The 25,143-nt window shown below is 70.2% G+C and carries 28 protein-coding genes; 8 read left to right on the forward strand and 20 right to left on the reverse strand.

The window, feature by feature from the left end:
• Positions 1-17 precede the first annotated feature (17 nt).
• Positions 18-1,436 (reverse strand): cytochrome P450, encoded by a 1,419-nt coding sequence (locus tag EDM04_RS01645; RefSeq protein WP_123619431.1) that lies wholly within the window; start codon positions 1,434-1,436, stop codon positions 18-20.
• A 106-nt stretch (positions 1,437-1,542) separates the two neighbouring features.
• Here EDM04_RS01645 and EDM04_RS01650 point away from each other — a divergent pair, with 106 nt between their 5' ends.
• Together EDM04_RS01650 and EDM04_RS01655 are read left to right on the forward strand one after the other, a co-directional pair.
• Positions 1,543-2,193 carry a helix-turn-helix domain-containing protein gene (locus EDM04_RS01650; RefSeq protein ID WP_123619432.1) on the forward strand — a complete coding sequence of 217 codons (651 nt, stop codon included), beginning with the start codon at positions 1,543-1,545 and terminating at the stop codon, positions 2,191-2,193.
• Between the two features lie 60 nt (positions 2,194-2,253).
• On the forward strand, positions 2,254-2,670 hold the full coding sequence (locus EDM04_RS01655) for a TRAM domain-containing protein (RefSeq protein WP_123619433.1): 417 nt from the start codon (positions 2,254-2,256) through the stop codon (positions 2,668-2,670).
• Between the two features lies 1 nt (position 2,671).
• Here the strand turns inward: EDM04_RS01655 and EDM04_RS01660 are convergent, their stop codons facing one another.
• Together EDM04_RS01660 and EDM04_RS01665 are read right to left on the reverse strand one after the other, a co-directional pair.
• Positions 2,672-3,427, reverse strand: a complete 756-nt coding sequence (locus tag EDM04_RS01660; protein ID WP_123619434.1) for a class I SAM-dependent methyltransferase — start codon at positions 3,425-3,427, stop codon at positions 2,672-2,674.
• 131 nt (positions 3,428-3,558) lie between these two features.
• Positions 3,559-3,951, reverse strand: a complete 393-nt coding sequence (locus tag EDM04_RS01665; RefSeq protein ID WP_123619435.1) for a PPOX class F420-dependent oxidoreductase — start codon at positions 3,949-3,951, stop codon at positions 3,559-3,561.
• A gap of 152 nt (positions 3,952-4,103) precedes the next feature.
• Between EDM04_RS01665 and EDM04_RS01670 the strand changes: the two genes are divergently transcribed.
• From EDM04_RS01670 to EDM04_RS01685, 4 genes are all read left to right on the forward strand, one after another.
• Positions 4,104-4,376, forward strand: coding sequence for a helix-turn-helix domain-containing protein (locus EDM04_RS01670; RefSeq protein WP_004049512.1), 273 nt, complete (start codon positions 4,104-4,106; stop codon positions 4,374-4,376).
• 100 nt (positions 4,377-4,476) lie between these two features.
• On the forward strand, positions 4,477-5,565 hold the full coding sequence (locus EDM04_RS01675) for a glycosyltransferase (RefSeq protein ID WP_123619436.1): 1,089 nt from the start codon (positions 4,477-4,479) through the stop codon (positions 5,563-5,565).
• Between the two features lie 76 nt (positions 5,566-5,641).
• On the forward strand, positions 5,642-6,460 hold the full coding sequence (gene hisF, locus EDM04_RS01680; RefSeq protein ID WP_123619437.1) for an imidazole glycerol phosphate synthase subunit HisF: 819 nt from the start codon (positions 5,642-5,644) through the stop codon (positions 6,458-6,460).
• Between the two features lie 126 nt (positions 6,461-6,586).
• Entirely contained in the window at positions 6,587-6,769 is a 183-nt protein-coding gene (locus EDM04_RS01685) for a hypothetical protein (RefSeq protein ID WP_123619438.1), read from the forward strand.
• A gap of 531 nt (positions 6,770-7,300) precedes the next feature.
• On the opposite strand, the gene EDM04_RS01690 is transcribed toward EDM04_RS01685, so the two are convergent.
• From EDM04_RS01690 to EDM04_RS01715, 6 genes are all read right to left on the reverse strand, one after another.
• Complete coding sequence (locus EDM04_RS01690) at positions 7,301-7,930, reverse strand: NfeD family protein (RefSeq protein WP_123619439.1); 630 nt, start codon at positions 7,928-7,930, stop codon at positions 7,301-7,303.
• 51 nt (positions 7,931-7,981) lie between these two features.
• On the reverse strand, positions 7,982-8,239 hold the full coding sequence (locus EDM04_RS01695; RefSeq protein WP_123619440.1) for a hypothetical protein: 258 nt from the start codon (positions 8,237-8,239) through the stop codon (positions 7,982-7,984).
• A gap of 70 nt (positions 8,240-8,309) precedes the next feature.
• Complete coding sequence (gene pyk, locus EDM04_RS01700) at positions 8,310-10,067, reverse strand: pyruvate kinase (RefSeq protein WP_123619441.1); 1,758 nt, start codon at positions 10,065-10,067, stop codon at positions 8,310-8,312.
• Between the two features lie 109 nt (positions 10,068-10,176).
• Positions 10,177-10,683 (reverse strand): metal-dependent hydrolase, encoded by a 507-nt coding sequence (locus EDM04_RS01705; protein WP_123619442.1) that lies wholly within the window; start codon positions 10,681-10,683, stop codon positions 10,177-10,179.
• Positions 10,684-10,780: 97 nt separating this feature from the next.
• Positions 10,781-11,716: a sulfide-dependent adenosine diphosphate thiazole synthase gene (locus EDM04_RS01710; RefSeq protein WP_123619443.1), complete on the reverse strand. Its 936-nt coding sequence runs from the start codon at positions 11,714-11,716 to the stop codon at positions 10,781-10,783.
• A 201-nt stretch (positions 11,717-11,917) separates the two neighbouring features.
• Entirely contained in the window at positions 11,918-14,071 is a 2,154-nt protein-coding gene (locus tag EDM04_RS01715; protein WP_123619444.1) for a glucan 1,4-alpha-glucosidase, read from the reverse strand.
• A 266-nt stretch (positions 14,072-14,337) separates the two neighbouring features.
• Here EDM04_RS01715 and EDM04_RS01720 point away from each other — a divergent pair, with 266 nt between their 5' ends.
• Positions 14,338-15,441, forward strand: a complete 1,104-nt coding sequence (locus tag EDM04_RS01720; protein ID WP_123619445.1) for a TrmB family transcriptional regulator sugar-binding domain-containing protein — start codon at positions 14,338-14,340, stop codon at positions 15,439-15,441.
• Here the strand turns inward: EDM04_RS01720 and EDM04_RS01725 are convergent, their stop codons facing one another.
• From EDM04_RS01725 to EDM04_RS01755, 8 genes are all read right to left on the reverse strand, one after another.
• Positions 15,442-16,455 (reverse strand): hypothetical protein, encoded by a 1,014-nt coding sequence (locus EDM04_RS01725; protein WP_123619446.1) that lies wholly within the window; start codon positions 16,453-16,455, stop codon positions 15,442-15,444.
• Positions 16,456-16,478: 23 nt separating this feature from the next.
• Positions 16,479-17,321 (reverse strand): FAD-dependent oxidoreductase, encoded by an 843-nt coding sequence (locus EDM04_RS01730; protein ID WP_123619447.1) that lies wholly within the window; start codon positions 17,319-17,321, stop codon positions 16,479-16,481.
• Between the two features lie 100 nt (positions 17,322-17,421).
• A complete protein-coding gene (locus tag EDM04_RS18355; RefSeq protein ID WP_164471056.1) occupies positions 17,422-17,598 on the reverse strand; it encodes a hypothetical protein in 177 nt (58 codons plus the stop codon).
• Complete coding sequence (locus EDM04_RS01735; RefSeq protein WP_123619448.1) at positions 17,599-18,822, reverse strand: ABC transporter substrate-binding protein; 1,224 nt, start codon at positions 18,820-18,822, stop codon at positions 17,599-17,601.
• Positions 18,823-18,915: 93 nt separating this feature from the next.
• Positions 18,916-19,815, reverse strand: coding sequence for an ABC transporter ATP-binding protein (locus EDM04_RS01740; protein ID WP_123619449.1), 900 nt, complete (start codon positions 19,813-19,815; stop codon positions 18,916-18,918).
• Positions 19,816-20,985, reverse strand: a complete 1,170-nt coding sequence (locus EDM04_RS01745; RefSeq protein ID WP_123619450.1) for an iron ABC transporter permease — start codon at positions 20,983-20,985, stop codon at positions 19,816-19,818.
• On the reverse strand, positions 20,982-21,986 hold the full coding sequence (locus tag EDM04_RS01750) for an FAD-binding protein (protein ID WP_123619451.1): 1,005 nt from the start codon (positions 21,984-21,986) through the stop codon (positions 20,982-20,984). The genes EDM04_RS01745 and EDM04_RS01750 overlap by 4 nt, the downstream gene beginning before the upstream one ends.
• The gene (locus tag EDM04_RS01755) at positions 21,983-23,257 is read right to left on the reverse strand and encodes an ABC transporter substrate-binding protein (protein ID WP_123619452.1); all 1,275 of its coding nucleotides are present in this window, start codon (positions 23,255-23,257) and stop codon (positions 21,983-21,985) included. The genes EDM04_RS01750 and EDM04_RS01755 overlap by 4 nt, the downstream gene beginning before the upstream one ends.
• Positions 23,258-23,506: 249 nt before the next feature.
• On the opposite strand from EDM04_RS01755, the gene dpsA reads away from it, so the two are divergent.
• Positions 23,507-24,052 (forward strand): DNA starvation/stationary phase protection protein DpsA, encoded by a 546-nt coding sequence (gene dpsA, locus EDM04_RS01760; RefSeq protein WP_123619453.1) that lies wholly within the window; start codon positions 23,507-23,509, stop codon positions 24,050-24,052.
• 19 nt (positions 24,053-24,071) lie between these two features.
• Here the strand turns inward: dpsA and EDM04_RS01765 are convergent, their stop codons facing one another.
• The 3 genes from EDM04_RS01765 to EDM04_RS01770 all read right to left on the reverse strand — a co-directional run bounded on the left by EDM04_RS01765 (position 24,072) and on the right by EDM04_RS01770 (position 25,107).
• On the reverse strand, positions 24,072-24,395 hold the full coding sequence (locus tag EDM04_RS01765) for an amphi-Trp domain-containing protein (RefSeq protein ID WP_123619454.1): 324 nt from the start codon (positions 24,393-24,395) through the stop codon (positions 24,072-24,074).
• A gap of 1 nt (position 24,396) precedes the next feature.
• Positions 24,397-24,564 carry a hypothetical protein gene (locus EDM04_RS18360; protein WP_164471057.1) on the reverse strand — a complete coding sequence of 56 codons (168 nt, stop codon included), beginning with the start codon at positions 24,562-24,564 and terminating at the stop codon, positions 24,397-24,399.
• A 102-nt stretch (positions 24,565-24,666) separates the two neighbouring features.
• Positions 24,667-25,107, reverse strand: a complete 441-nt coding sequence (locus tag EDM04_RS01770; RefSeq protein ID WP_123619455.1) for a metal-dependent transcriptional regulator — start codon at positions 25,105-25,107, stop codon at positions 24,667-24,669.
• Positions 25,108-25,143 lie beyond the last annotated feature (36 nt).

Raw genomic sequence — 25,143 nt, forward strand, 5'->3', positions numbered from 1 at the left:
CGCCGGAGCACATATGTCTATTCGTCAACTTTTGTGAACGGATCGCGGTCGTCGAGCGGTTCGTCTCGCGAGAAGGCTCGCACGCGCACCGGACCGTCCGGCCGGGTGTTCGCGCTCGCCCGGAGCGACAGGTCGGTCGTCACCGGCTCCAGTCGAACCCGACGGAGGAGCGTCGCGACCGCGAGCCGGAGCTCCTGACGCGCGAATCGCATTCCGATGCAGTGGCGCGGCCCGCCGCCGAACGGGAAATACGCGTACTCGGGACGCTCGCCGATCGCCGGACCGGGGCGGTCGTCGCCGTGCGCGATGCCGCCCTCGACATCGCGCAGCCAGCGCTCGGGGCGGTACGTCTCGGGGTCGTCCCACCACCGCCCGTCGCGGTGGACCGCCCACGGGGAGAGCGTGAGCACGACGCCGGCCGGAACGCGATACCCGTCGAGCGAGACCGGTTCGGTCGGTTCTCTGAAGAAGGAGTGGACCGGCGGGTACGAACGGAGCGCCTCGTCGACCGCCGCGGTCAACAGGGGGCACTCACGGAGGTCGGCGGGCGTCGGGTCGCCGTCGAGCGCCGCCGCCTCCGCGTGAACTCGCGCCTGAAAATCGGGTGTGTCGGCGAGGCAGTAGAGCGCGTACGTCAGCCCGAGGGCGCTCGTCTCGTGGCCGGCGAAGAGGAACGTCACCGCGTTATCGACCAGCTCGTCGTCGTCGAGCGCCCCCAGCTCCGCGGCCGCGACGAGCGTGCCGAGGAGGTCGTCCGCCGCGGCGGGATCGGTCGGCGGGTCGACGGCGCGCCGGTCGGCGACGACACCCCGGATCGCCTCGCGGAGGGCGTCGAGGCGCCGGCGGTATCGGCGGTTCGTCGGGGTCGGGAGCCACTCGGGCAGGAACGAGGTCGGCCGACGCATGTCGAATCGCTCGGTGATGGCCTCGGCTGCCTCGCGGACGGTCTCGCGCTCGCGCTCGATATCGGTTCCGAGCAGGCTCTCCGCGAGGACGACGAACGCGTACTCCGTCGACGCCGCGTGCGCGTCGACGACCGCGCCGTCCTCCCACGATTCAGCCGTCGCACGGGCGCGTTCGACCATCGAGTCGCCGTAGGCGGCGACGCGCTCGCGGAAGAAGGCCGACCGGATCGCCGCGCGCTGCTCGCGCCACGCCTCCCCCTCGGCGAGGAACAGCCCGTCGCCGAGGAGGCCCCCGAGCTGCTCGCGGGGCATTTCGCCTTTCACGAACCGATCGTGGTCCGCGACGAGGACCCGTCTGATCGCCTCGGGATCGCTCACGAGGTAGCTCTCCGTGCCGAACACGTCGTACCGGACGACCCCGCCGTGTCCGGATCGACGCTCGTAGAACCCGAGCGCGTCGCTCGCGAGCTCGCGGACGTTGCCGAGCACCGGGAGCCCGCCGGGATCCGGCGGGCGCGTCGTCCCATCCATACGAACGGATCGCGGTGGGAGACCGCTGAGTCTTTACACGCATCCATCCGTGTACTTATAAGCAAACGCTGGTGGGTTCAAGTGACGGTCGGCCGTATCGACGAGTATGCGATACGTTCGCGCGGAGTTCGCGTTTCCCCCGTCGGTCCGACATCCGATGCACGGCTTCCTCGACGAGGGCGACGGCTGGCGCACCGAGCTGTTGACGTGGCGGCGACTCCCCGACGAAACGCTCGTCACGCTGTTCCGCGTCGTCGCCCCCCGAGAGCGATACCTCGAGCGACTGCGGACCGTCGATTCGATCGATCGGTTCGAGACTGCCCCCGGCGACGACGCCTTCTATCTGAAGGCGTACGAGCGGCTCGGCGGGCCGCTGGAGGCGTTTCTCGGAGCGTTCGTCGACACGGAGTTCCTCTCTGTACCCCCGGTCGTGTACCGATCGGGCGGTCGGTTGTCGTTCGGGCTGATCGGCCCGCCGAACCAGTTACGGGGTGTCCTCTCCGCGGTTCCGGACCCCATCGATGTCACGATCGAGCGTATCGGATCGTACGGCGGCGGCCAGCGGTTGGCCGGCGTCGGCCTCACGGAGCGCCAGCGAGAGGCGCTCCGCGCCGCGCACCGCGCCGGGTACTACGACGTGCCCCGGTCCGGTTCGGTCGCCGACGTCGCCGAGGCGATCGGGTGTTCGCCGTCGACGGCCGGCGCCCACCTCCGGAAGGGAGAGGCGGCGCTGGTCGGCGCCTCCCTCGACGGGTGAGCCGAGCGTGTCGGCGGTACAACTATACAGGTTCGCTCCCACGTTTCGCTGGAGTCTACTATGGAGATCTCAGAGAAGCTCCTTTGTCTGTTCAGCGCCGACGTTCGCGAGGAAAACGGCGAGTACGTCGTGGAGGTCCCGCGACGCGAGATCGAGACCGGCTCGCTGGAGCCGGGCGAGACGTACCGCGTCGCGCTCATCGATCGGTCCGAGTCGGAGGCGACCGAGGCGGCCGACGAGGGCGTCGACGCCTCGGCGTCCCGCGCCGACGACGGCCCGCAGCCCCCCGTCGAGCCCGGCGAGATGCGCTACGTCGAGATCGAGGACCTCGGGAAGCAGGGCGACGGGATCGCCCGCGTCGAGCGCGGGTACGTGATCATCGTCCCGGACACGGAGGTCGGCGAGCGCGTGAAAATCGAGGTAACGGAGGTCAAATCGAACTTCGCGGTCGGCGAAGTCGTCGAGGAGTCGGCGTAGCTCACTCGGCGTCCGCGTCGGCGGCGTCATCGCTGTCGGTAGAGTCCCCGGAGACCCGAGCGTCCCAGTAGGAGACGGACGCCACGTAGTCGCCCGGGATCGTGTCGCCGACGAGCTCGTCGATCGCCCGGAACGGCTTCGCGACGGGGCCGGGAAGCTCGCGGTAGAAGCCGTACGGCAGCACGAAGTCGTGTTCCTCGCTCGCGAGCGTCAGGTCCGCCGCGCGGAGCATGTCGACGACCTGCCGCTCGGAGTAGAGCCGAGAGCCCATCGGGAGCAGCCACGTGTACAGCGTCCGCAGGCTGCGGCTGTTGAACGTGTCGAAGAACACCTGATCGGCGCTGACGCGGCGCAGCTCGCGGGCGAACGGTACCGGGTCGTCCATCAGGTGGAAGAATCGCATCGCGACCACCGAGTCGAAGTGGTCGTCCGGGAACGGGAGCCGGGAGGCGTCGCCGCGGACGAACTCCACCGTGTCGGAGAGCCCCGACTCGGCCGCGTTCTGGCGGCCCTGTTCGAGCATCTCGCGGGAGATGTCGAGCCCGACGATGTCGGCGCCCCGGTCCGCGAGCATGGTCGTGAACCGGCCGGTGCCGCAGGCGACCTCCAGCACGCGGTGTCCCTCCTCGATCGGTCCGAGCGCCGAGAGCACCGCCTCCTTCTCGCGCCGGTCGATGAGCTCCCCGCCGCCGGAAAACCGTACGTCCTCGTACTCCTCCGCGACCTCGTCGGCCTGGTACCAGTCCTGTCCCTTCACGTTGTGCGTACTGCACACCCGACCGACAAAACCGTACTGGATGCGGTCGGCGCCTACTCGGCGTCGACGGCGTCGACGACCGAGGGAGGGACGGCCGGTCGAGCGGGAGGTCAGTCGACGAGCCGATCCGGTCAGCCGCTCGTCGCCACGTTCTCGGCCGGGATCTTCACGATGACTCGCGGCCCGGACTCCTCGCCGTGGTGCGGGTACTCGTCGACGTCGAAGTACCGCCGCGCGAGCTCGTCGATGTGCTCGGCCGCGCCCTCCTCGGTGAGCTCCGCCTCGCCGCGTACCGAGACGTACCGGTAGGGGTCGGTCGGGTCGAGCACGCTCACGCCCACCTCGGGGTTTCGGCGGACGTTCCGCTCCTTCTGCCGGCCGCGAGCCGTGTTGACGAGGACGTACTCGCGGTCCTCGTGGTCCACCCACACCGGCGTGACGTGCGGCGTCCCGTCCGGCATCACCGTCGCGAAGTGGGCGTACGATTCCGATTCGAAGATGTCGACGTGCGACTCGGGAATCATCGACCGTTCGTACGCGCCACCGCGCCAAAACGTCCATGATCGATCGGGATTGACGGTCGGCCGAACTGTGATATTAACACATTATATTATTCCAATCGAATTGCCCTATATGTAGCCAACCTTTACCAATAGGCGTAGATTGGACATGAGACATGAGTACCAGTCCCGCGGAGACCGCTGACCAGGACCGTCTGTCGGAAGCCGAGTACCGCGATCGCTTGCGCGAGCTCCCCCCGAGCGCCAAGCTCGTCGCGAAGGTACTGGAGGGCGACGCTCCCCTCTCGCAGGGCGGCCTCGCCGACGAGTCGCTGCTCCCCGACCGGACCGTCCGCTACGCGCTCAACCGCTTGGAAGAGGAGGGTCTCGTCGACTCCCGCTACAGCTTCAAGGACGCGCGCAAGCAGGTGTACTACCTGACGGTCTGATCGGTCACCCCGTCCGGACCTTCGCCGACCGGTCGCGACGCGGCCGCGCCGCCGACCCGCACAGAGCCCTTTTTAATCCTCGGCCTCGATACCCGACCGTATGGACCTCTCGGTCGTCGTTCCCACGCTCAACGGGCGGGATCGGTTGGCCGCCTGCCTCGACGCGCTGGCGGCCCACGCCCCCGAGGCGGAGGTGATCGTCGCCAACGGCCCCTCCGCCGACGGCACCACCGGGATGGTGCGGGACCGCGAGGACGTGGACGTGCTGGTGGAGATATCCGACCGCACGGTCAACGTCGCCCGCAACGCCGGCATCGAGGTCGCCACCGGGGACGCGGTCGCGCTCGTCGACTACGACAACCGGATCGGGGAGGGATGGCTCGACGCCGTCCGCGACGGGCTCGCCGACGCGGACGTCGTGACGGGACCGGTGATCCCGATCGACCCGGAAGGGGGAGCGGAGCGCGGCGGCGGGGCGGATTCCGATAGCGACGGCGAGCGCGACGACGACGAGGCCCGCGACGGAGAAGCCTCCGACGGAGAGGCCTCCGACGGAGAGGCCCGCGACGGGCCGGAGCGCCGGTCCATCGCTGGCACCGAGGTGACCTACTTCGAGGGGGGCAACGTCGCCTTCCGGCGGGACGCGCTCCGCGATCTGGACGGCTTCGACGAGTACCTCAACACCGGCGGCGCGCGCGACGCGGCCCACCGGCTGGCGCAGATGGGGCGGACCGTGGCGTGGCGCGAGGCCATGGCGGTCGCCGAGGAGCTCCCGAGCCCGACGGCGGCCGACGGCGGGCGCAGCGCCCGCGAGTGGGGGTGGAAGTACCGGGCGCTCGCGTACCGCCTCCTGAAGAACTACGGCGTCCGTCCGTCAGTGATCGCGCGGGCCGGGACGCACGCGGTGACCGACGCCGTCGGGGCCGCCGGCGACGTGCTCCGCGGCGAGTCGACGCCGTCGCGGTGGGCCGCCACCGGCCGCGACGTGATCTTCGGACTCGCCGGCGGGAGCTCCGACGGCCTCGTCGCGCGGAGCCGGGATCGGAGCCCCGCCCGGAACCCGAACGGCATCTCGACGCGCGCCGACCGCGCCGTCGCGAAGTACGACCGGCGAGCGTCGGCGGCGGACGCGGAAGGGGACGGGGAGGAGGCGGGCGGAGAGGGAGACGGGAGGAAGGCGGAGGAGTGACCCCCAATCGGTGGTGCGGACCGGCCGACCGTCCCCGCGCCTTTTAACCTCGGCCGCCGCCAACGACCGGTAACGAATGGGACTCACGAAGCGGATCATCCCCTGTATCGACGTCGACCTCGACGACGACGGGGACGCGGCGGTGTACACGGGCGTCAACTTCGAGAACCTGGAGTACACCGGCGACCCGGTCGAGCTGGCGAAGAAGTACAACGCCGCGGGCGCCGACGAGTTCGTCTTCCTCGACATCACCGCGAGCGCCGAGGGGCGCGAGACGATGCTCGACGTGGTGAACGCGGTCGCCGACGAGTGTTTCATCCCCCTCACGGTCGGCGGCGGCATCCGCACCACGGCCGACATCAAGGAGACGCTCCGGGCGGGCGCGGACAAGGTGTCGATCACGACCGGCGCCCTCGAACGCCCCGAACTCATCGAGGAGGGCGCCGCGGCGTTCGGCAGCCAGTGCATCGTCATCTCCGTCGACGCCCGCCGCCGGTACGACGATGAGGGCGAGCACTTCTACGAGGACGAGGACGGCGAGCGGGTGTGGTTCGAGTGCACCAAGAAGGGCGGCCGCGAGGGCACCGGCATCGACGCCGTCTCGTGGGCGATCGAGGCGGAGGAGCGCGGCGCGGGCGAGCTGTTCGTCAACTCCATCGACAAGGACGGGACGAAGGACGGCTACGACGTCCCGCTGATGAAGGCGGTCGGCGAGGCCGTCTCGACCCCGCTCATCGCCTCCTCCGGCTGCGGCGGTCCCGAGGACATGCACGAGGTGTTCACCGAGGCGAACGCCGACGCGGGGCTCGCGGCCTCCATCTTCCACTTCGGCGACTACTCGATCGAGGAGACGAAGCGGTACCTCGACGAGCGCGGCGTGCCCGTCCGGCTGTAGGGGGAGCTCGGATCCGGCAAGTGGTTTACTCGGGTTTTGGTTAATTCGCATCAGCTATGACGGTTGTTTCGTCGATGGCGATCGAAAACCAATACTTATTATCCGATCGGGAGCGAATCGGCACGTATGTCCACGTCATCGACGCGCATCCGTGCCGAGCAGTCGGAGCTCGTCTGTAAGGGGACCGACGGCGACGCCGACGACGAGGAGGTGACGTTCTTCGAGGCGGACCGCGATCCCGACGAGCGGACGACCCGGTGGATCACGGTCCGCGCGTCGGACTGCGTGCCGGCCGACGAGTGGCGATAAGACTGACGTATTGATTTTTGTGCGTTCTCTGTGGAATACCGTGTACGGCGAGCGTTCAGCGCGTACTTATAAGTGAACTCCGGTGACTCTGCGGTGAAGACCTCCAAAGCCCCAGCCGCTCGGCTGTACGTGATCGACGATTCCGCGGAGAACACCTCCAAAGCCCCAGCCGCTCGGCTGTACGTGATCGACGATTCCGCGGAGAACACCTCCAAAGCCCCAGCCGCGAGGACTCGAAGGGCTCGCTGCGGTCCTCGGTCGCTCGCAGCGCTCGCTCCCTGTGGTCCTTGCATCGCCCGTCTTCGTCCTCGCGACTGCCCCTTTGAGTCCCACCCGACCGCACAGCACCGCAGCCTCACGCCTCCCCAGCCTCGCGGTTCGCGCTCTGCGAGCGCTCACCGCGTCCCTCGCGCGTGCTCCTCGCGGCCGCCTTCGGCGGCCACTCGGAGGCACGCGCCGCCGCTGCCGGTTTATAAGTGATTGTCGCTGGTTCTCAATCGCTCAACTATCGAATCGCCGTCGCCCTCGCCGTCACTCGCGTTCGGTCTCGGTCTCTCGCTCGTCAGCGTCGGCGTCGGAGTTCTGCGCCTTCTGCTGAGCCTCCCGCTGCGCCTCCTTCCGGGCCCTGTCCGCGGCGAGCTCCCTGTCGATGTCGTCCTCGACGTACCCCATCGACTCCACGGTGACGACGTTACCGCCGCCGGGATCGACGACCATCACCTCCTCGCCCTCCTCGATCGTCCCCTCGATCGAGCGCGCGGAGTAGTGGGGGTTGAAGCCGCCGCCGGAGAGCTTCACCTCGCCGCCGGCGGTGGTCACCCGCTCGGTGACGGTCCCGGTCTTCCCCTTCAGCGCGTCGCTGTCGCTCGTCTGTCGCTGGCCCTTCCCGCCGTACAGGTCGAACTCGTGGTAGCCGTAGAAGGCCGCCGCGCCGAACACGAGCGTCAGGAGCGCCATTACCAGGGTCAGCCCCGCGCCGACGACCCCGAGCGACGTGAGGAGGAGGCCGCCGAGCCCCGCTCCGATCAGCGCGATCCCGATCACGATGAAGTTCGCGCCCGGAGCGAGCGCCTCCGCCATCGAGAGCAACAGCCCGGCCGTCAACAACAGCAGGGGGAGCGTGTCCGGAGCGAAGAGCCCGGACTGCGCGAGCACGTCCATGTCCGGACGTACGGCCCCGGCGGTATAAGTGGTGGTGCGAAACGCCGACGGTCAGAACCCGACGAAGAGGACGCCGATCGTGAGCACGACGCCGAGCGCGACGAAGACGGCGTGCTCGGCGTCGATCGACCCGGGCTCGATCGGCTCACTCTCGGGCGTGTGGGTGTCCTCGGTGACGCCGCCGGGACCCACGTCGTCGACGGCGAACCGCCACTCGCTCTCGTCGTCGTTGTCCCCGCCTTCGGCCTCGTCCGGACGGGTCTCGTTCGCCCGGCTCCGCACGTCGTCGCGGTCGTCGTCGCTGCTCATGCCCGCGGCTAGGCGGCTCATCAGTAAATGGCTGGCGGGTGGGACGGCGGCCTCCTGGGTCCCGTCCGCCCTACCGCTTCCGCGCCGCCGCGATCACGTCGCCGTCGTAGACCACGCCGCGCTCGCCGTCGACGGTCACCACGGTCCCGTCGGTCACGCTCTCGGGGAGCCGCGCGCCCGAGACCATCGGGACGCCGAGCTCGCGGGCGATCACCGCGGGATACCCGGTCATCCCCTCGCGGGCGTCGACGATTCCGGCGACCGCGTCCAGATCGCCCGTGAACTCGCCCTCGAAGCCGGGGCCGAGCGCCACGATCGACCCCTCGGGGACCTCGCTCAGGTCGCCGTCGGCGGTCCGGTACACCGGGGCCGCGACGCTGCCGGCGACGACCGCCTTGCCGGTCACGAGCGTCTCGGCGGCGACGTGGACCTTGAGCGTGTTCGTCGTGTTCGTCCCCTCGAACTCGGTCAGCATGCCGGAGAGCACGACGAGGGTATCGCCCGACTTCGCCCCGCCGCGGTCGAGCGCGGCGTCGACCGCGTTGTCGAGGATCGTCTCCATGTCGTGGGCGTACTCGGTCAGCACGGGGCGGACGCCCCACGAGAGCGCGAGCTGCCGCCGGACGCGGTCGTTCGGCGTGGTCGCGACCACGGGGACGCCGGGTCGGAACATCGCCGTCTTTCGGGCGGTGAACCCGGACTCCGAGACGGCGACGACCGTGGAGGCGCCGATGTCGCGCGCGAGGTAGCGCGCGGATCGAGCCAGCGCCTCGGTCCGCGAGCCCTCCGCGGCGGTCGGGACGCGCTGTTCGCGCGTCTCCGCGTACTCGTCGCTGGACTCGACCTCCCGGACGATCCGGTCCATCGTCTCGACGACGTTGACCGGGTCGTCGCCGATGGCGGTCTCGCCGGAGAGCATCACGGCGTCGGTGCCGTCGAGGACCGCGTTCGCCACGTCGGACGCCTCCGCGCGGGTCGGCCGGCGGGAGGAGACCATCGAGTCGAGCATCTCCGTCGCCGTGATGACGGGGACGCCCGCGTTGACGCACTTGCGGATGATCCGCTTTTGGATCACCGGCACGTCCTCCAGCGGGCACTCCACGCCGAGGTCGCCGCGGGCGACCATCACGCCGTCGGCGGCGTCGACGATCCCGTCGAGGTTCTCGACCGCGCCGGCGCGCTCGATCTTCGCGACGATCGGGATGTCGTCGCCGCCGCGCTCCTCTAACGCGTCCGCGATCTGGTAGACGTCCTCGGCGTTGCGCACGAACGAGGCCGCGACGAAGTCGGCGTTCGCCCGCGCCGCGAGGTCGAGTTCGGCCTCGTCCTCGGCGGTGACGAGGTCCACGTCGATGGCGACGCCGGGGAGGTTGACGCCCTTCCGCGAGCTGAGCTTCCCGCCGGAGACGACGGTGGCGACCACGGCCTCTCCGTCGACGCGCTCGACCCGGCACTCGATCCGGCCGTCGTCGAGGAGGACCGTGTCGCCCGGCCCGGCAGCCGCGATCGAGTGAGTGAGGCCGACGCGCTCGGGGGTGGCGTCGTCGCCCTCGACGAAGGTCACCTCGGACCCGGTCGCGAGCCGGATCGGCTCGTCGAGCTCGGCGGTCCGGACCTCCGGGCCCTTCAGGTCGACCATCACCGCGAGGGGGTCGTCGATCTCGTCGTCGACGGCGCGGGCGCGTTCGATGACCGCTTCCCGGTGGTCCGTCGTCCCGTGGCTGGCGTTCAGCCGGACGACGGACATCCCCGCCTCCGCGAGGCCGCGGATCGTGTCCCGGTCGTCCGACGCGGGACCGATCGTACAGACGATCTTGGCGTTTCGCATGTCGCCGGATTCGGCGCAGGGGCGGAAAAAGGCATACGGTTGAGTCGAGGGCGAGTGAACGTTCGTGATCGTTTCTCGGGCCTCCGGCAGCGATCCCGGCGTGGGCGACTCAGGGCGTGAGCGAGACCGACAGCGCGAGGGCGGCGACACCGATTCCGAGGAACAGCCGGTTCGCGCGGGGATTCGCCGCCGGGGTCAGATCGAAGGTGACGTGCCACTTCAAGATCGGTCGGAACGGCCGGATCCCCATCGGCGTGATCGCGTCGCCGGCGACGTGCGAGCAGAGGGAGAGGGTCGCGACGCCCCCGACGAAGGCCGGAGTCCACGGGGGGAGGGCGGTTTCGCCGCCTGCTGCGAAGACCGTCCAGTCGCCCGCGGAGAGTGCGACCGCGGCCGCGAGCGCCGCGAACGCGCCCGCCGCGACCGCGAACGCGACCGTGTGCGTCGGGCCGCGGTGCGCGACCGGCATCCGGTGATCGAGGTCGGGGACGGTCGAGAACCCGACGGCGACCGCCGCGCCGAGGGCCGCCAGTTCGGGCTCGCCCGCGGCTCGGACCGCCGCCGCGACGGGCGCGTACGCGAGCAGCGCGATCCCGACGTGGCCCCGCCAGTGCATGCGAGACGCTCGGAGGAAGCCGGTGAAAAGTCCGTCGAGGGAGGGGAAGGCGTCAGCGGGGGATCGGAGGGAATCGCCGATCGCGGAGCGCGGCGCCTCAGTCGTCCGCCGGCGCGGGGGCGCTCCCGGTCGACAGGCTCACCTCGGGGCCGTCGACGCCGAGCTCGTCGAGGGCGCTCTGGGCGGCCTTCTTCCCGGAGACCAGCATCGCGCCGAACGTCGGGCCCATCCGCGGGAGGCCGTGGGCGGTCGCGACCGCCATGCCGGAGGCGATCAGGCCGTCGTGGACGACGCCGGTGTGCTCGACCACGGCGTCCTCGCTCTCGCCGACCCACATCGAGTCGTGCCCGGGCGAGTCGTGGCCGGGCGCGCCGTACTCCCCGTCGCCGGTCTGGTCCATCCCGGTGTTGTGCTCCTTCGCGTGCTCGATGCCGGGCGCGGAGAGGACGCCGCGCTCGTCGAGCTTGCTGATCGCGACCGCGTCGTGGCCGGTCGCGTCGATCACGAGGTCGGACTCCACCGCGATGGGGTCGACGCAGGTAATCTCGCGGGGGAGCGCGTGGACCGGCGTCCAGTTCATCACGATCCCGCCGACCTCGTGGTCCTCGCGGACGACCAGGTCGGTGAACTCGGTCATGTTCTGGACGCGCGCCCCGGCGTCGCAGGCCGCCTTGATCAGCCCCGAACAGGCCTCCGGTCCGGCGGCGGTGTAGAGCCCGTCCACGTCCTCGACCGGGTCGTAGTCCACGTCGAGGTCGTCGAGGATCTCCTGGGCCGGGTCCCGGACCGTCACCGTGTTCATCAGGAACCCGCCGAGCCAGAACCCGCCGCCGAGGTAGTTGTTCTTCTCGACGATCATCACCTTCACGCCGCGCTCGGCCAGCTCCTTGGCCGCCATCAGCCCGGAGGGGCCGCCGCCGAGGATGATCACGTCCGACTCCGTGAAGTCGAGGAACCCGTCGGTCCACTCGTTGCCGATCGCCTTCGTCACGTCGGTCTCGCTCACGTCGCTGAAGCCGTCGAATCCGTGCATACAACCAAGTAATATTACTAAGTAGTGAAAGGCGTTGCGGTCCGGGCGGCGTCGTCGTGTCGAATCGGAACTTCGATTCGACCGCGTGTCGAAGGCGGTCCGCGGCGCTCCGAGGAATCGACTCGATAGACGGACGAACCGCTCTCGGCGGCGAAACGGCGGTCACCGACGACTCGGTGACTAGGGAAAAAGCGCGTCGCGTCAGTCGTCGGCGGCGACGCGGTCGGCGAACTGCGGGAGCTCGTCGTCGAGCAGCGCCACGGTCGCAAGCCGGATCGCGTGGGGCCACCCGAGCGGCGCCGCGCTGTCCGGCGTCCCGTCGTCGAAGAACTGCTCGGGGAGGTACGTCGTCGGTTCACAGAGCGATCCCCCGGGCGAGACGTGCGCGAGCAGCTCCCGAGCGCGCTCGACCATCTCCGCCGCGCGCGGGTCGTCGCGGGCGGCGAGCAGGACGGCGAGCTCGGCGCAGGCGTTCGCGCCCCACGCGGTCGAGACCGTCCACACCTTCTCGGAGCGCTGGTCGGCCCGGCGCCAGCCGTCGCCCTCGTACCGGACCAGGCCGGCGATCTCGTCGCTCTCGTGCGCGAGCCCGTCGACGACCGTCTCCACGTGCGAGACCAGCCGGTCGAGGCGCTCGGCGTCGACCGCGCCGGCCTCGCCGGTTTCGTCCGCGTCGTCGCCGTTCTCACTCCCCTCGCCCCCACCGAGCGCGTCGAACGACCGGTGCGCGCTCGCCAGCGACAGCGTCGAGGAGTCGAGCCGGTCGTCGATCGCCCCCTCCGGCGTCTCGCGGAGCGCGTAACAGCCGCGCTCGGGAACCCACAGGTCGTCGAGTGCGTCGTACACCCGCGCCGCCTGATCGCGGGCGTGGCCGGCGAGGTCCGCGGGGAGGGCGGCGGGGTCGAGGTCCGCGTTCGAACCGAGCGCGTCCGTCTCCAGCCCCTCGCCGTGGAGCGCGAGCTCGCTGTACGCCTCCAGGAACGTCGCCGCCGTGTGCGCGAAACGCCCGGCGCTGTCCTCCCACGCGTTCTGGCAGACGACCGGGCGGCCGTCCGCCTCCAGCGTCTCGTCGAGCCCGGCGAGCGCGGCCACGAGGGTCCGATCGAGCCCCTCGGCGTCGACGCCCGCGGCGCGCGCCTGCGCGAGGTAGGCGATGACGCTGCCGGTCTGGTCGGCCTGGTAGTCCACGTCGGGCCCGTCCTCGATGCGCGCGTTCGCCCAGCCGGGCGCCAAGGCCCCGCTCCGGGGCCACACGCGGTGCGGCCACGAGCCGTCGGGGCGCTGAGTGGCGACGTACATCTCGGCCGAGCGCGCGTGCCAGTCGTCGAGCCCGAGCCCGAGTCGGTCGTCGGCGTCGAGCGCGAACGTCGATATCTCGGCGTCGTCGCGGAACCACGTGTAGCCGTAGCCGCCGGAGGTCGCGTAGAAGGGGTCGAAGTCGGGGCCGGCGATCCGGAGCCCGGACTCCGCCGAGAGCAGCGAGAGCACCCGGAGGTCGGCGACGACCGACTCGCGGGCCGGGACCGATTCCGGGACCGAGGGGGTCGTCTCGCCCGCGGCCGCGGCGAGCGCGTCGGGGGAGTCGAGGTCGGCGAAGAGCTCGTCGAGCCGGCCGCGGGCCGCCTCGCGCGTCGTCTCCTCGCGGTCGGTCAGCAGGGTGCCGACGGTGGCGACGCCGCCTTCGAAGGGCACGTCGGCGATGACCTCGCCGGAGAGCCGCTCCTCCTCGTAGCGGTCGCCGTCGCGGTCGCGGGGGAGGTCGGTGGGCGCGTCGTCGATCAGCTCGGGGAACGTCGCCGGGAGCTGGCCCCGCAGGTCGGCGAAGCCGGTGTCGCTCGCGAGGAAGTCGCGCTCGTCGGCGTGGTACACCTCGACCGCGTCGTCGTACCGGAGCTGCCCGACCCGGTCGTCGCGCCCGTCGGGCGCGAACCGGGCGTAGACGACGAGCGAGAGGTCGTCGGGGTCGACGTTCGCGTGGCCGTCGTCGCCCGCGTCGAACGCCGCGCGCGTGAGGTGGGCGTCGCCGACCGTCGCGTCGTGGCGGGTCAGTGTCCCGTGGTCGGTCTCGTGGACGGTCTCGATCAGGGTCGTGTCGCCGACGTAGCGCTGCTCGGTCGCGACCTCGTCGAGCCACGTGACCTCGTCGCCGACCGCGAGGCCGATGCGGGAGCGGACGAGCCCCGTCAGCCCGGTCAGCGGGTAGCCGAAATCGCGGACCTCGCCCCCGGCGTCGACGTGGACGAGCCGCCCCTCACCGCCCGAGAACCGACCGGTGACGGTCCGGCGTTCGCCGGGGAACCGAGTGTCGTGCCCGGTGTTTCGCTTGTAGTCGTCGAGCGCGTCGCGGAGTTGCATTACGGGAGTACAATACCCCTCCGTGTATGAAGTTTTGGTGTAATCATTATTCATTCGTTTGTAGAACGGGAACGCTCGAGTCGGGGCGCCGTCGGGAGCCCGGATGCGCGAACCCGTCTGTACGAGTCCGGTCCGCCGCGGCCGACGGAGAAGTCGCGGTCGAGAGCATCGCAGTCCTGCGGTAGTCGACCGTTCACGGGACGCTCGCCGCGGCGGCGGCGGTCGAGACGACCCTTATAAGTGAGTGCCTCGCGCATCCCCGTCACATGGACGACCGGACGCTGAACGATCTTCTCCGCCGGTTCGGGCTCTCGGACAAGGAGGTGGACACGTACCTCAGTCTCTTGGCGCACGGCGAGGCGAAGGCGAGCACCGTCGCCGACGCCGCCGGCGTGTCGAAACGCTACGTCTACAGCGTGAGCGAGTCGCTCGCGGAGCGCGGCTTCGTCGAGGTGAACGACCACGTCGTGCCGACGACGATCCGCGCGAACCCGCCGGACGAGGTGATAAACCGGCTCCGCTCGGACGTGGACGCGATCCGCCCCGGCTTAGAGGAGCGCTTCTCGCGCGTGGAGCGACAGACCGAGCAGTTCGAGGTGATCAAGTCCCGGGTGACGGTGATAAAGCGGATCCGGTCGCTGCTCGCGGACGCCGACGACGAGGCGGCGCTGTCGATCACCGCCGACCACCTCGCCGAGATCCGCGACTCGCTCGTCGAGGCGGTCGACCGCGGCGTCTTAGTGCTGCTCATCGTCTCCGACGCGGGCGGCGCGGAGGACATCGAGGGCGGACTCGAGGGCGTCGCCAGCGTCGTCCGGACGTGGGGCGAGGCGATGCCGACGCTGCTCACCGTCGACTCCGCGGCCGGGGTCGTCGCTCCGCCCGAGCTGTTGCGCCGGTCCGACACCGACCGACAGGCGATCCGCTTCTCGCAGGAGCAGCTCGCGCCGGTGATCGTCGGCTCGTTCCTCGGGAACTACTGGCCGGCCGCGAACGAGGTCGCGACCGCGCCGCCCGCGCCGCTCCCGGTCGAGTACGCGAACTTCAGGCACACGGTCCTGCAGGCGACGCTCCGGCTCCGGGCCGGGGAGACTCCTCGCGTCACCGTGGGCGGTCGGTGGACCGACGCCGACGAGCCGGTCGAGGTCAGCGGCCGCGTCGTCGACTCGAAACAGGGGATGGTGGAGCCGACGACCAACGAGTTCCCGGTCGAGCACTCGCTCGTCGTCGAGACCGACGACGGCGAGACGGTCACGGTCGGGGGACAGGGCGCCTTCGTGGAGGACGTGGAGGCCGACCTCGTTCGGATCGAGGCGGAGGAGGACGAGTCCGACGAGGCGGACGCGACGGAGGAACCCACAGAGGAGTGACTACGACCGGATCGCCGCGCTGGCGAGCCCGACCGGGCCGTCGTCGGAGCCGGCGGAGAGGGTGACTTCCCACCCCTCGTCGACGGCGGCGATCCGGACCGCTCCCGGCCGGCGGCCGGGTTCCGTCCGGCGGTACAGTTCTACCACGAGCGGCAGCGTCGGGAACCGCCCGTTGCGTGGGGAGAAGGCGTACTCGGACACCAGCACCGTCGCGCTCTTCCCCGTCGCGTCGGACTCGCGGGCGTACCCGTCGACGACGCCGACCCCCGCGAGGCGGTCGAACGCGGCGCCGACGGGATCGTCCGCGGAGGCGGGCGGGAGCCCCGCCGCCGCGGCCGACAGCACCGACGCCTGCTCGGCGGGGGAGAGCCGCCGGTGGAGAACGTCGGCCATCGCTTCGAGGAGACACAGACAGAGGTCGTCCGGATCGCCCACGCGCTCGGCGAACTCGAAGTACGCGTCCATCACCGCCGACTCGGCGTCGCCGTGCCCGCCCGCCGACAGCGCCTCGAACACCGCGGCCGCGGCCTCGTGGCAGAACTCGACGCGGTCGCGGCCGCGGTCGTCCCGAACGGTGTCACCGTCGCTCGGCTCGCTGGGGCCGTCTCGGTCGCACCGACCGCCGGCTCGCCCGTCCGCTTCCACCGCGGGATCGGAGAGGCTCCACTCGGACGCCTCCGCGGCCGAGAACCGCCGCACGTCGTGTGGTACGTCGTGCGTGTTGTCCCGATTTCCGGCGTCGCCGCCGGGTTCGGTCGCCGAACCGTCGTCCGCGAACTCCTGTCGGACGATCACGTCGTAGTACGGCAGCCGCGGGTCGTACCGCCGGAGCGCGTCGCGGTACTGCTCGGTGGCGCGCGCCGCGGCCCGCGCGACGGCGCGGCTCTCGAACCGGAGCCCGGCCGCCGGGACCGGTCGGTCGCCGTACCGCGCGCAGACGAGCGAGTACTCGCCCGTCTCGCTCGCGAGCGATTCGATGTGGTCGCTGATCTCGAGTAGCGTCGTTCCGATCACGTGGTGTCACCTCCGCGCGCGGCTTACTCCTCCAGGCTCGGATGGGTCTCCTGCGGGTCCGGGTGCGGCGCCGCGAACCGGTCTCGGATCGCCTCGCGGGACTCCTCCTCGCGCTCGCGTCGCTCGTCCGCGTCGATCTCCTCGCAGCCCGGCGGTACCTCCCTGCCGCGATCGGTGAAGTACCCCTCGGACGCGACCCAGTCGTGGTAGAACCCGCGGTCGTCCTCCTCCAATATCGTCACGCCGACCTCGGCGCCGTGGCCCGCACACACCGCCGCTTGATGCGATTTCTCCGCGAGCCGACCGGCCGCGTACAGCCCGTCGACGCCGGTCCGTCCGCGCTCGTCGGTGTCGACGTACGACTTCCCGCGGTCGAGGATCCCGACGCCCTCGACGCCGTCGAGGTAGCCGACCTCGTTCTTCGTCGCCGCGACGACGTACCGGGTCCGGATCAGGTCGCTGTCGCCGGCGAGCGGTTCGCCGTCGCCGCCGTCGCCGCCGTCGACCTCGACGACGAACCGGGCGCCGTCCGGCGCGTCGGAACCGTCCTCGCTCCCGGCGTCTTCGCCCTCACCGACCGCCGTCACGCGCGTCGCCCGGCCGTCGAACCGGTCGGCGCCCGCGGTCGCGGCCTGCTCGGCGAGGAGGTCGAGCAGCCGCCGGGCGTCCACGCCGAGCGGGAAGCCGGGGAAGTTCTCCAGGTGCGCGTTCCGTCGGAGGAGCGATCCGCCGTCGTCGATCACGAGCGTGTCGAGCCCCTGCCGGGCCGTGAACACGGCCGCGGAGAGCCCGGCGACGCCCCCGCCGACGACGACCACGTCGCGGGAGCCGTGCTCACGATCTGCGGACGTCTCGTCGCCGCTCATCGGTCGATCCCCCGTTCGAGTCGCGAGTCGTCGCTGTCGATCGCCATACCCAACGGCGTGCACGGACCGTCGTAGTCGCTTCGGTCGGGGTGAACCGCGCTCATCGCCGGACTCGAACCGGTCTTTCCGCCGCGATGAACGGCTCGTCGCGGTCGGCGGCCGCGAACGCGAGGTCGCCGTCGGCGCCGCGTTCGACCCGCCACGTCGGGAGGACCGGCACGTCGTACTCCGTCGGGTCGCCGAAGGCGGCCGCGACCGTCCACTCGCGGGCGCGCATCTACGGGTCCCCGTTGATGATCTCCGCGACTCGTTGACGATCGAACAACTGCTCGTCACCGGTGACGGGGCCGAACTCCTCCGGATACAGCTGCTTCGCGGCCCGTTCGGTCAAGAAGAGGTTGTGGATCGGTCCCTGATAGAGGTAGCCGCCGCGGTACACGCGACCATCTTGAACCGCCGTGAGCTCGCTTCCGACGGAGTGATCCTGCATGTACGCGAGGACGGTGTCGCGGAACTCTTCCGGCGATTTCCGCTCGTGTCCGCGGACGAGGATCACGTCCGGATCCACTTCGAGCAGGTTCTCGTAGTCGAGCTCCCCGCGGTTCGTGGTGCTGAGGTTCTCGACGTCCGTTCCCGCGAGCGCGTCGGTCACGCCCAGATCGAGCCACTGCTTCTTGCTCGTCCCCTTGTCGACCAGTCGGTACGGCGAGAAGGTCTCCGGCTCGTCGGTTCCCTCGAACGTCAGGAACACGCTCGGCCGATCGTCTGCGGACGGAAGGCGCGACTGCACGTCGGCGATGAACGACTCGTGGAGCTCGGCGAACGCCTCGTAGCGCTCGCGTTCGTCGAACGCCGCCGCGACCCGCTCGAACGCCTCGTACAGCGTGTAGTACCGATAGTCGTGCCACCCGTCCGACCGCCGGAAGATCAGGTTGCCGAAGAAGGGAGCGACGTTATCCCGGATTTCCGCGACGTCGTCTTCTCCCCAATCGAACCAGTTGACGAGCATCTGCGGGTCATAAAAGTGGATATCGGCGTCGAGCTCGTAGAACTGCTCTTTCGTCCTGACCTCCGGGTGCGCCTCGATCGGGCCCCGATCCATGTCGACTCCGGGGAGCTCGTCGTAGACGTACGTGTAGTACCGGTCGGCGTTGCCGACGCCGGCCAGCCCGTCGCCCTTCCCCAGCGCGACGGCCATGTCCGCGAAGCCGCCGTCGTACGCGACCCACCGCTCCGGGACCGACTCGAAGGTCACCTCACCGACCGGTTCCATGGAGGCGGTGTACGGGAGATCGTCGGACTCCTCGCTCTGGGCGTCCGATTCGGTCGGAGCCGTCGAGGCGGCCTCCGTGTCGTCGTCCCTGCCGGCGCTCTCCGCGCCGTCACCGCCGTCGCCGCCTCCGACGCAGCCGGCGAGTACGCCGCCGAGGGCGACGGTTCCGCCGTACTTCGCGAACGCCCTGCGGGTCGATTCTCCGTGTGCCGCGTCGTCTCTGACCATGCTTTTAGGCCAGCCTAAACAAATAAAACCGTTCCGATCTTTAGGCCGACCTAAAACACAGCGGTCCCGGATCGCATCCTCCCCTTCGATCAGCTACTCGTGTCGCGCCCGGAGGGGGGTGACGCGCGGCCCGTTCTCGGTCTGGACCACGTCGGCGTCGACGCGGAACACGTCCGCGAGCAGCTCCTCGGTGACGATCTCCTCGGGGGCGCCGCGGGCGCGGATCTCGCCGTCCTTGAGCGCGACCATCCGGTCGGCGAGCCGGGCGGCCTGCTCGATGTCGTGGAGCACGACGACGACGGTCACGTCGCTCTCGTCGCGGAGGGTCTCGATGATCTCCATCACCTCCATCTGGTGGTGCATGTCGAGGAACGTCGTCGGCTCGTCGAGGAGGAGCACGTCGGTGTCCTGCGCGAGGACCATCGCGATCCACGCCAGCTGCTTCTGCCCGCCGCTGAGGCTCCCGACCTCGCGGTCGCGCAGGTGCCCGCAGCCGGCCAGCTCGATCGCCTCCTCGACCGCGACCGCGTCCGCCTCGGTCGTCCGCTCGAAGAACCCGCGGTGCGGGTAGCGACCGTGGTACACGAGGTCCTCGACGGTGATGCTGTTCGGCGAGGTGCTCTCCTGCGAGAGCAGCCCGAGCTTCCGGGCGAGCGCCTTCGCGTCCATCGCGTGCACGTCCTCCCCGTCGACGAGCACGGAGCCGTCTTCCGGCGCGATCTGCGTCGCCAGCCCCTTCAGCAGGGTGCTCTTGCCCGACCCGTTCGGGCCGACGAGCGCCGTGACCGCGCCGGGCTCGGCCGCGATCGACTCGCCGTCGATGACGGGCTCCGGAGCGTTCGGATACCCCAACACGAGGTCCTCTCCGTCGAGGTCGGTCGCGTCGGTCGCGGCGGACCCGTCTGCGGGCCCCGCCGAGGCGTCCGCGTCGTTCGAGCCGTCCGGTCCGTTCGTCGTCTCCGTCCGCGTCGTGTCCGCGTGTTCTGTCGACATTCAGAGTTCACCCATGTTCTGCTGGCGCCGCATCAGGTACAGGAAGTACGGGCCGCCGATCAGCCCGGTGACGATACCGACCGGGATCTGCGAGTCCGCGCCCGTTATGACGCCCATCCCGAGACGCGCGCCCACGTCGGCCGCGACCATCAGCGCCGGGCCGACGAACAGGCAGCCGACGATCACCCGCTTGTAGTCGCTGCCGACGAGGTTCCGGACCATGTGGGGGACGATCAGTCCCACGAAGCTGACGATCCCCGCCACGGCGATGCTGGCGGCGGCCGCCAGCACGGCGACGCCGGAGAGCGCGAACCGGACCTTCTCGATCGACATCCCCAGCGACTTCGCCGTCTGCTCGCCGAGGAGGAGGAGGTTCAGCTGACGCGACCCCGCGAGCGACAGCGCCACCGCCACGACCGTCCACGGCAGGGCCATCCGGACCTGGTCCCAGTCGGTGCCCGTCAGCGACCCCGTCGTCCACTGGATCGCCGACTGGACGACGCCGATGTCGTCCGCGAAGAAGAACAGCCCCGTCTGGAGGCTGTTGAAGACGGTCCCGACGATCACGCCCGCGAGCACGAGCCGGACCGGGCTCGTCCCGTTCTTCCACGCGATCGCGTAGACGATCAGGAACGCGACCGCGCCGCCGAGCGCCGCGATCAGCGGGAGGAACGCCGAGAGCCCCCCGAACACCACGAGCGTCAGCAGGATCATCAGTCCCGCGCCCGAGGAGACGCCGAGGATGAACGGGCTCGCCAGCTCGTTCCTCGTGACCGCCTGGAAGATGGCCCCCGAGATCCCGAGGTTCATCCCGACGAGGGCGGCGACGAACACCCGCGGGAGCCGGATGTTCCAGACGATGAGCGTCCCGTGTGCCAGCTCGGGCAGCTCCCCCTGAAACCCGGTGAGCGAGCGCATCGCTCCCTCGCCGAGGAGGAAGCTCAACAGCCAGTGGACGTCGAGGAGCACCGCGGGGTCGAGGACGGCGCGCCACGCCTCTCCGACCGTCATGGAGTACGCGCCGAAGCTCACCTGCACGAGCCCGCCGGCGACGACGACCGCCACGCTCGCGAGCGCGACCGTGACCAGCTTGGGATCGAACAGCCAGCCGATCCGACCGTCCTCGCGCCGTCGCGCCGCGCCGGCGGCGATCGACCCCTCGCCGCTCATCGCGCCCCCTCGGCGTACGCGGCGATCGCCTCGTCGTCCATCGCGTCGAGCAGCGACTCGGCGCCGTGCGCGTCGACGACGGCGCCGGGGTCGAGGTGGCTGACGAGCGCGCGCCGCCCCTCGGCCGCTCGCGTCTCGGCCTCGTCGGCGTCGACGTACGCCGACAGCGCCTCGTCGATCGCCGCCTCGCGGACCCGGGCGAACCGCTCCGAGCACGGATCGACGGGGGCGTCGGCGTGGCGCTCGTCGAACCGCTCGGCCCACCGCTCGCGGTCCGCCCACTCCTCGTCGCGCTCGGCCTCGCGCCGCACCCAGTCGACGCCCTCCGCCGCCGCGGGCCACCAGCCGTCCGCGACCCGCAGGTCCGTGATGACCCGCCGAGCGACGCGGGCCCCGCGCCCGGCCGCCGTGATCGCCTGCTGGGCGGCCTCGGAGGGCGAGGCGACGTAGAGCCCGTCGACCGGCGTCGTCCCGTCGGGGTCGGCGTACTCCCGGTCGAAGTGCTCGTGCGTCTCGCCGCCGCGGTCGTGGGTCTCGAACATCGCGTCGTCGTCGTCGAGCCCGCGGAGGTACTTGCCGTCGTACCGGGTCGCCGCCACCACGCGGCGGGCGGTGACCGGCTCGCCCTCCTGCGGAGTGACGCGGAAGCGCGGCTCCGTCGCGTCGCCGTCACGTCCCCCGACCGGTTCGACCGACTCGACGAGGTCGTCGACGAGGTCGGCGCCCGCGCGCTCGACGTGGTCGTGCAGGAGGTCGTAGAACGTCTCCACGTCGATCCCGGCGGGGAAGCCGAGGTAGTTCCCGAGGTGCGCGCAGCGCGCGATCGACGACCGACCGCGGTCGAAGACGGCGACGTCGAGCCCTTCCCGGGCGAGGAAGACGGTGGCCGAGCAGCCGGCGGGACCGCCGCCGACCACGACCGCGTCGCAGTCGACCTCCTGGGCCGTCTCGGGGGTCCCGACTATCTCGGCGGTCTCGGCGCGGTCGCCCCCGCCGCTCATTCCGCATCACCGGCGACGATCTCCGCCACGCGGTCGCGGTCGAAGAGCCGCTCGGACTCGGGAATGTCAGGGTAGCCGTCGCCGAGCTCGTAGGCCGGCCACTCGCCGAACCGCTCGGGGAACAGCTGCTTGGCGGTCATCTCGATCTGGAAGAGGTTCATGATCGGCCCCTGCACCGGGTCGCCCGAGGGGTAGAACCGGTCGTCCTCGATCGCGGAGAGCTCGCCGGCGACGGGGTGGTCGGCGAGCTCCTCGCGTGTCGCGGCCACGTCGTAGTAGGACTCGACCCCGTACTGATGGAGGACGACGTCGGGGTCGATCTCCAGCAGCTGCTCGTGGTCGTAGGCGGTCTCGTAGGTCACGTCGTCGGCGCCGAACGCGTCGGGCACGCCGAAGGGGCGCACGTGGGCGTTGGCGAACCCCGGCTCGTCGAGCCGCGAGGGGTAGTAGGTCCCGTCCATGTAGAGGAGCGTGCCGACCGTCGGGCGTTCCCCCTCCGGCGGGAGGTCGGCCCGCACCGTCTCGATCAGGTCGTCGCGGACCGACGAGAGCGCCTCGTAGCGCTCCTCCTCGCGGAACACGCCGGCGACGCGCTCGGTGATCTCCCAGAGGGTGTAGTACTCGTAGTCGCCGCGGTACGGCTCCGGGGGCTCGGCGTGCCGGCGGCTGTACACGTTGCCGAACCACGGTCCGACGTTGTCTCGGACCTCCGCCACGTCGTCCCGGTCCCACCCGTCGAAGGAGACGAACAGCGCGGGGTCCGCCAGGTGGAGGTCGGAGTCGAGCTCGTAGAGCAGCTCCCGGTCGACCGAGATCCCGCCGCCGGAGCCCGAGTTGAGCTGGGTGATTCCCTCTCGATCGAACTCGACGCCGTCGAGTTCGGCGTAGTAGGCGTCGAGCGTGCGTCCGCCGGCGTCCGCATCGAAGCCGAGCGAGTTCACCGCGTCGCCGTGGCCGAACGCGACCGCCATGTCCGCGTACAGGAGGCTGTAGACCATCACGTCCTCGGGGACCGAATCGAGGGTCACTTCGCCGACCGGCGCCATCTCGACGGTGTACGAGTCCGCGGACCCGTCGTCCGCCTCTCCCTCGTCGGAACCGTCCGACCCTGCGGTATCGGTCGATCCGTCGGCACCGTCGGGGCCGTCCGAGACGGAGTCGCCCGAGCCGCCGCCGAGACATCCCGCGAGCAGTCCCGCCCCCGCGACCGCGCCGCCGTACCCGATCAGGTCTCGACGCGTCGGCGTGGTTCGGTCCGCGTGCTTTCCCATATGGTTTAGGCCTCCCTAAAGCATTAAATCGCTTTCGAATCTTAGGGGAACCTAAATCGAGGAGATCGGCGGGCGCGCGTCTCCCCTGCTCCGATCCACGACCGATCGAATGAATATAAAATTAATGATAAGAGATCGGAATATCCGTTCTCTGGGGCACCTTCCTCCGTCACGTTGGAGTTTTAGGCCGTACGAAAAAGTGTATACATATTGATAACTTATAAGTAGGTAGAGGGCGTACGGAGTAGTATGAGCACGCAGAAGGAGACCCGACAGCGCGCCGGTACCGTCGAAGAGAACGCCCTCAGGCTCGATTCGGAGAAGGCGGAGCAGATCATCGAGGCGCTGAACGTCGACCTCGCGGACGCGTACGTCCTCTACCACCAGCTCCACAAACACCACTGGAACGTCGAGGGCGCCGAGTTCCTCGACGTTCACGTGTTCCTCCAAGAGGTGTACGAGGACGTCGAGGCGGCCGCCGACGAGCTCGCCGAACGGCTGCAGGCGCTCGGCGGCGTGCCGCACGCCGGCATGACGACCCTCTCGGAGAACGCCACCGTCGAGCCGGAAGACGAGGACGTCTACGACATCCGCACGTCGCTCGAGAACGACCTGGAGATGATGGGCGACATCATCGAGAGCTACCGGCAGCACATCGAGCTCGCGGAGGGGCTCGGCGACTACGCGACCGCGGAGATGCTCCGCGAGCAGCTGGAGGGCATCGAGGAGCACGCGCACCACATCGAACATTACCTCGAGGACGACACGCTCGTCGTCGAATCCGCGACGAACTGACGGAGAAACTCCGAAACCGCTAGCGAACGTCCGGCGCGGTCTGGTCGGTCCGACCCGGCAGCGCCACTTCGATCTCTAACTCCGGTTCGCCGACGCCCTCGTAGTCAATTTCGAGTTTCACGGGTTCGCCGAACGCGAACGGGAGCGCCCACTCCTCCGTCTCGATCCGGAGGTCGTCGCCGTCGCGGAGCCCCTCGCCGAGCGCGATCAGGAACTCGCCGGCCTCGCTGGCGTCGACGCGGTACTCCCGCTCGAAGTTCCGACCGGCGATCACCGTCCGGTCGTCGTCGGTCGACGCCGACTCGTCAGAGTGAGATTCGTCCGAAGGGGATTCGTCCGTCATCTCACCGAGTCACGTCGACGACGTGGTCGCTCGCGATCCACCCGTCCGTGTTCTCGGACTCCATGAACACGGATCGGCCGGGACACCCCTCACAGACGGTGACGGAGGGAGTCTGTTCGGATTCCGATTCGCGACGAGAGTCGATACGAGACCGAGCGCCTGCGGACATTGCGAGTCTTTAGGCAAACCTAAAACAAAAAGGATGCGGTCGACGGCGACGGTTGCGGAGGTCGCGGCCGGCGGCGTCGACTCCCACCGTCGCGGTCCCGGGTCACTCCGCGTGCGTCGGCGGGACGCCGAGGTCGTCGGGCGAGGCGTCGGTGTCGACGTCGAGGTCTTCGAACAGCAGGCGGGCCAGCCGTTCGGCGACCGCGGGACTGACCAGTCCGGCCATCTCCATCGCCTCGCGCTCGTACGCGTCGAGGTCGAGCACGTCGCGGAAGAACCACGACAGCGCGACGTACGTCTCGTGGAGATCCCCCGCGCGCGCTCGGCCGGCCTCGGTGAGCGTCGCCCCCTCGTACGGCTCGCGATCGACGAGCCCGTCGGACGCGAGCCGCTGGAGCATCTCCGTCGTCGCCGCCGGGGAGCGGTCGAGCATCCCGGCGATCCGACCGGGCGAGATCGGCGGCGACGCCCGGTGCTCCGCGATGTACAGCGCGAGGAGGTACCGGGCCGTCCGCGTGGACCCCGGTTCGCCGACGTGCGCCATGGTTTTAGGCTACCCTAAAAATATAAAGTGGTTACG

Source organism: Halorubrum sp. CSM-61 (assembly GCF_003781945.1).
Classification (GTDB): Archaea; Halobacteriota; Halobacteria; order Halobacteriales; family Haloferacaceae; genus Halorubrum.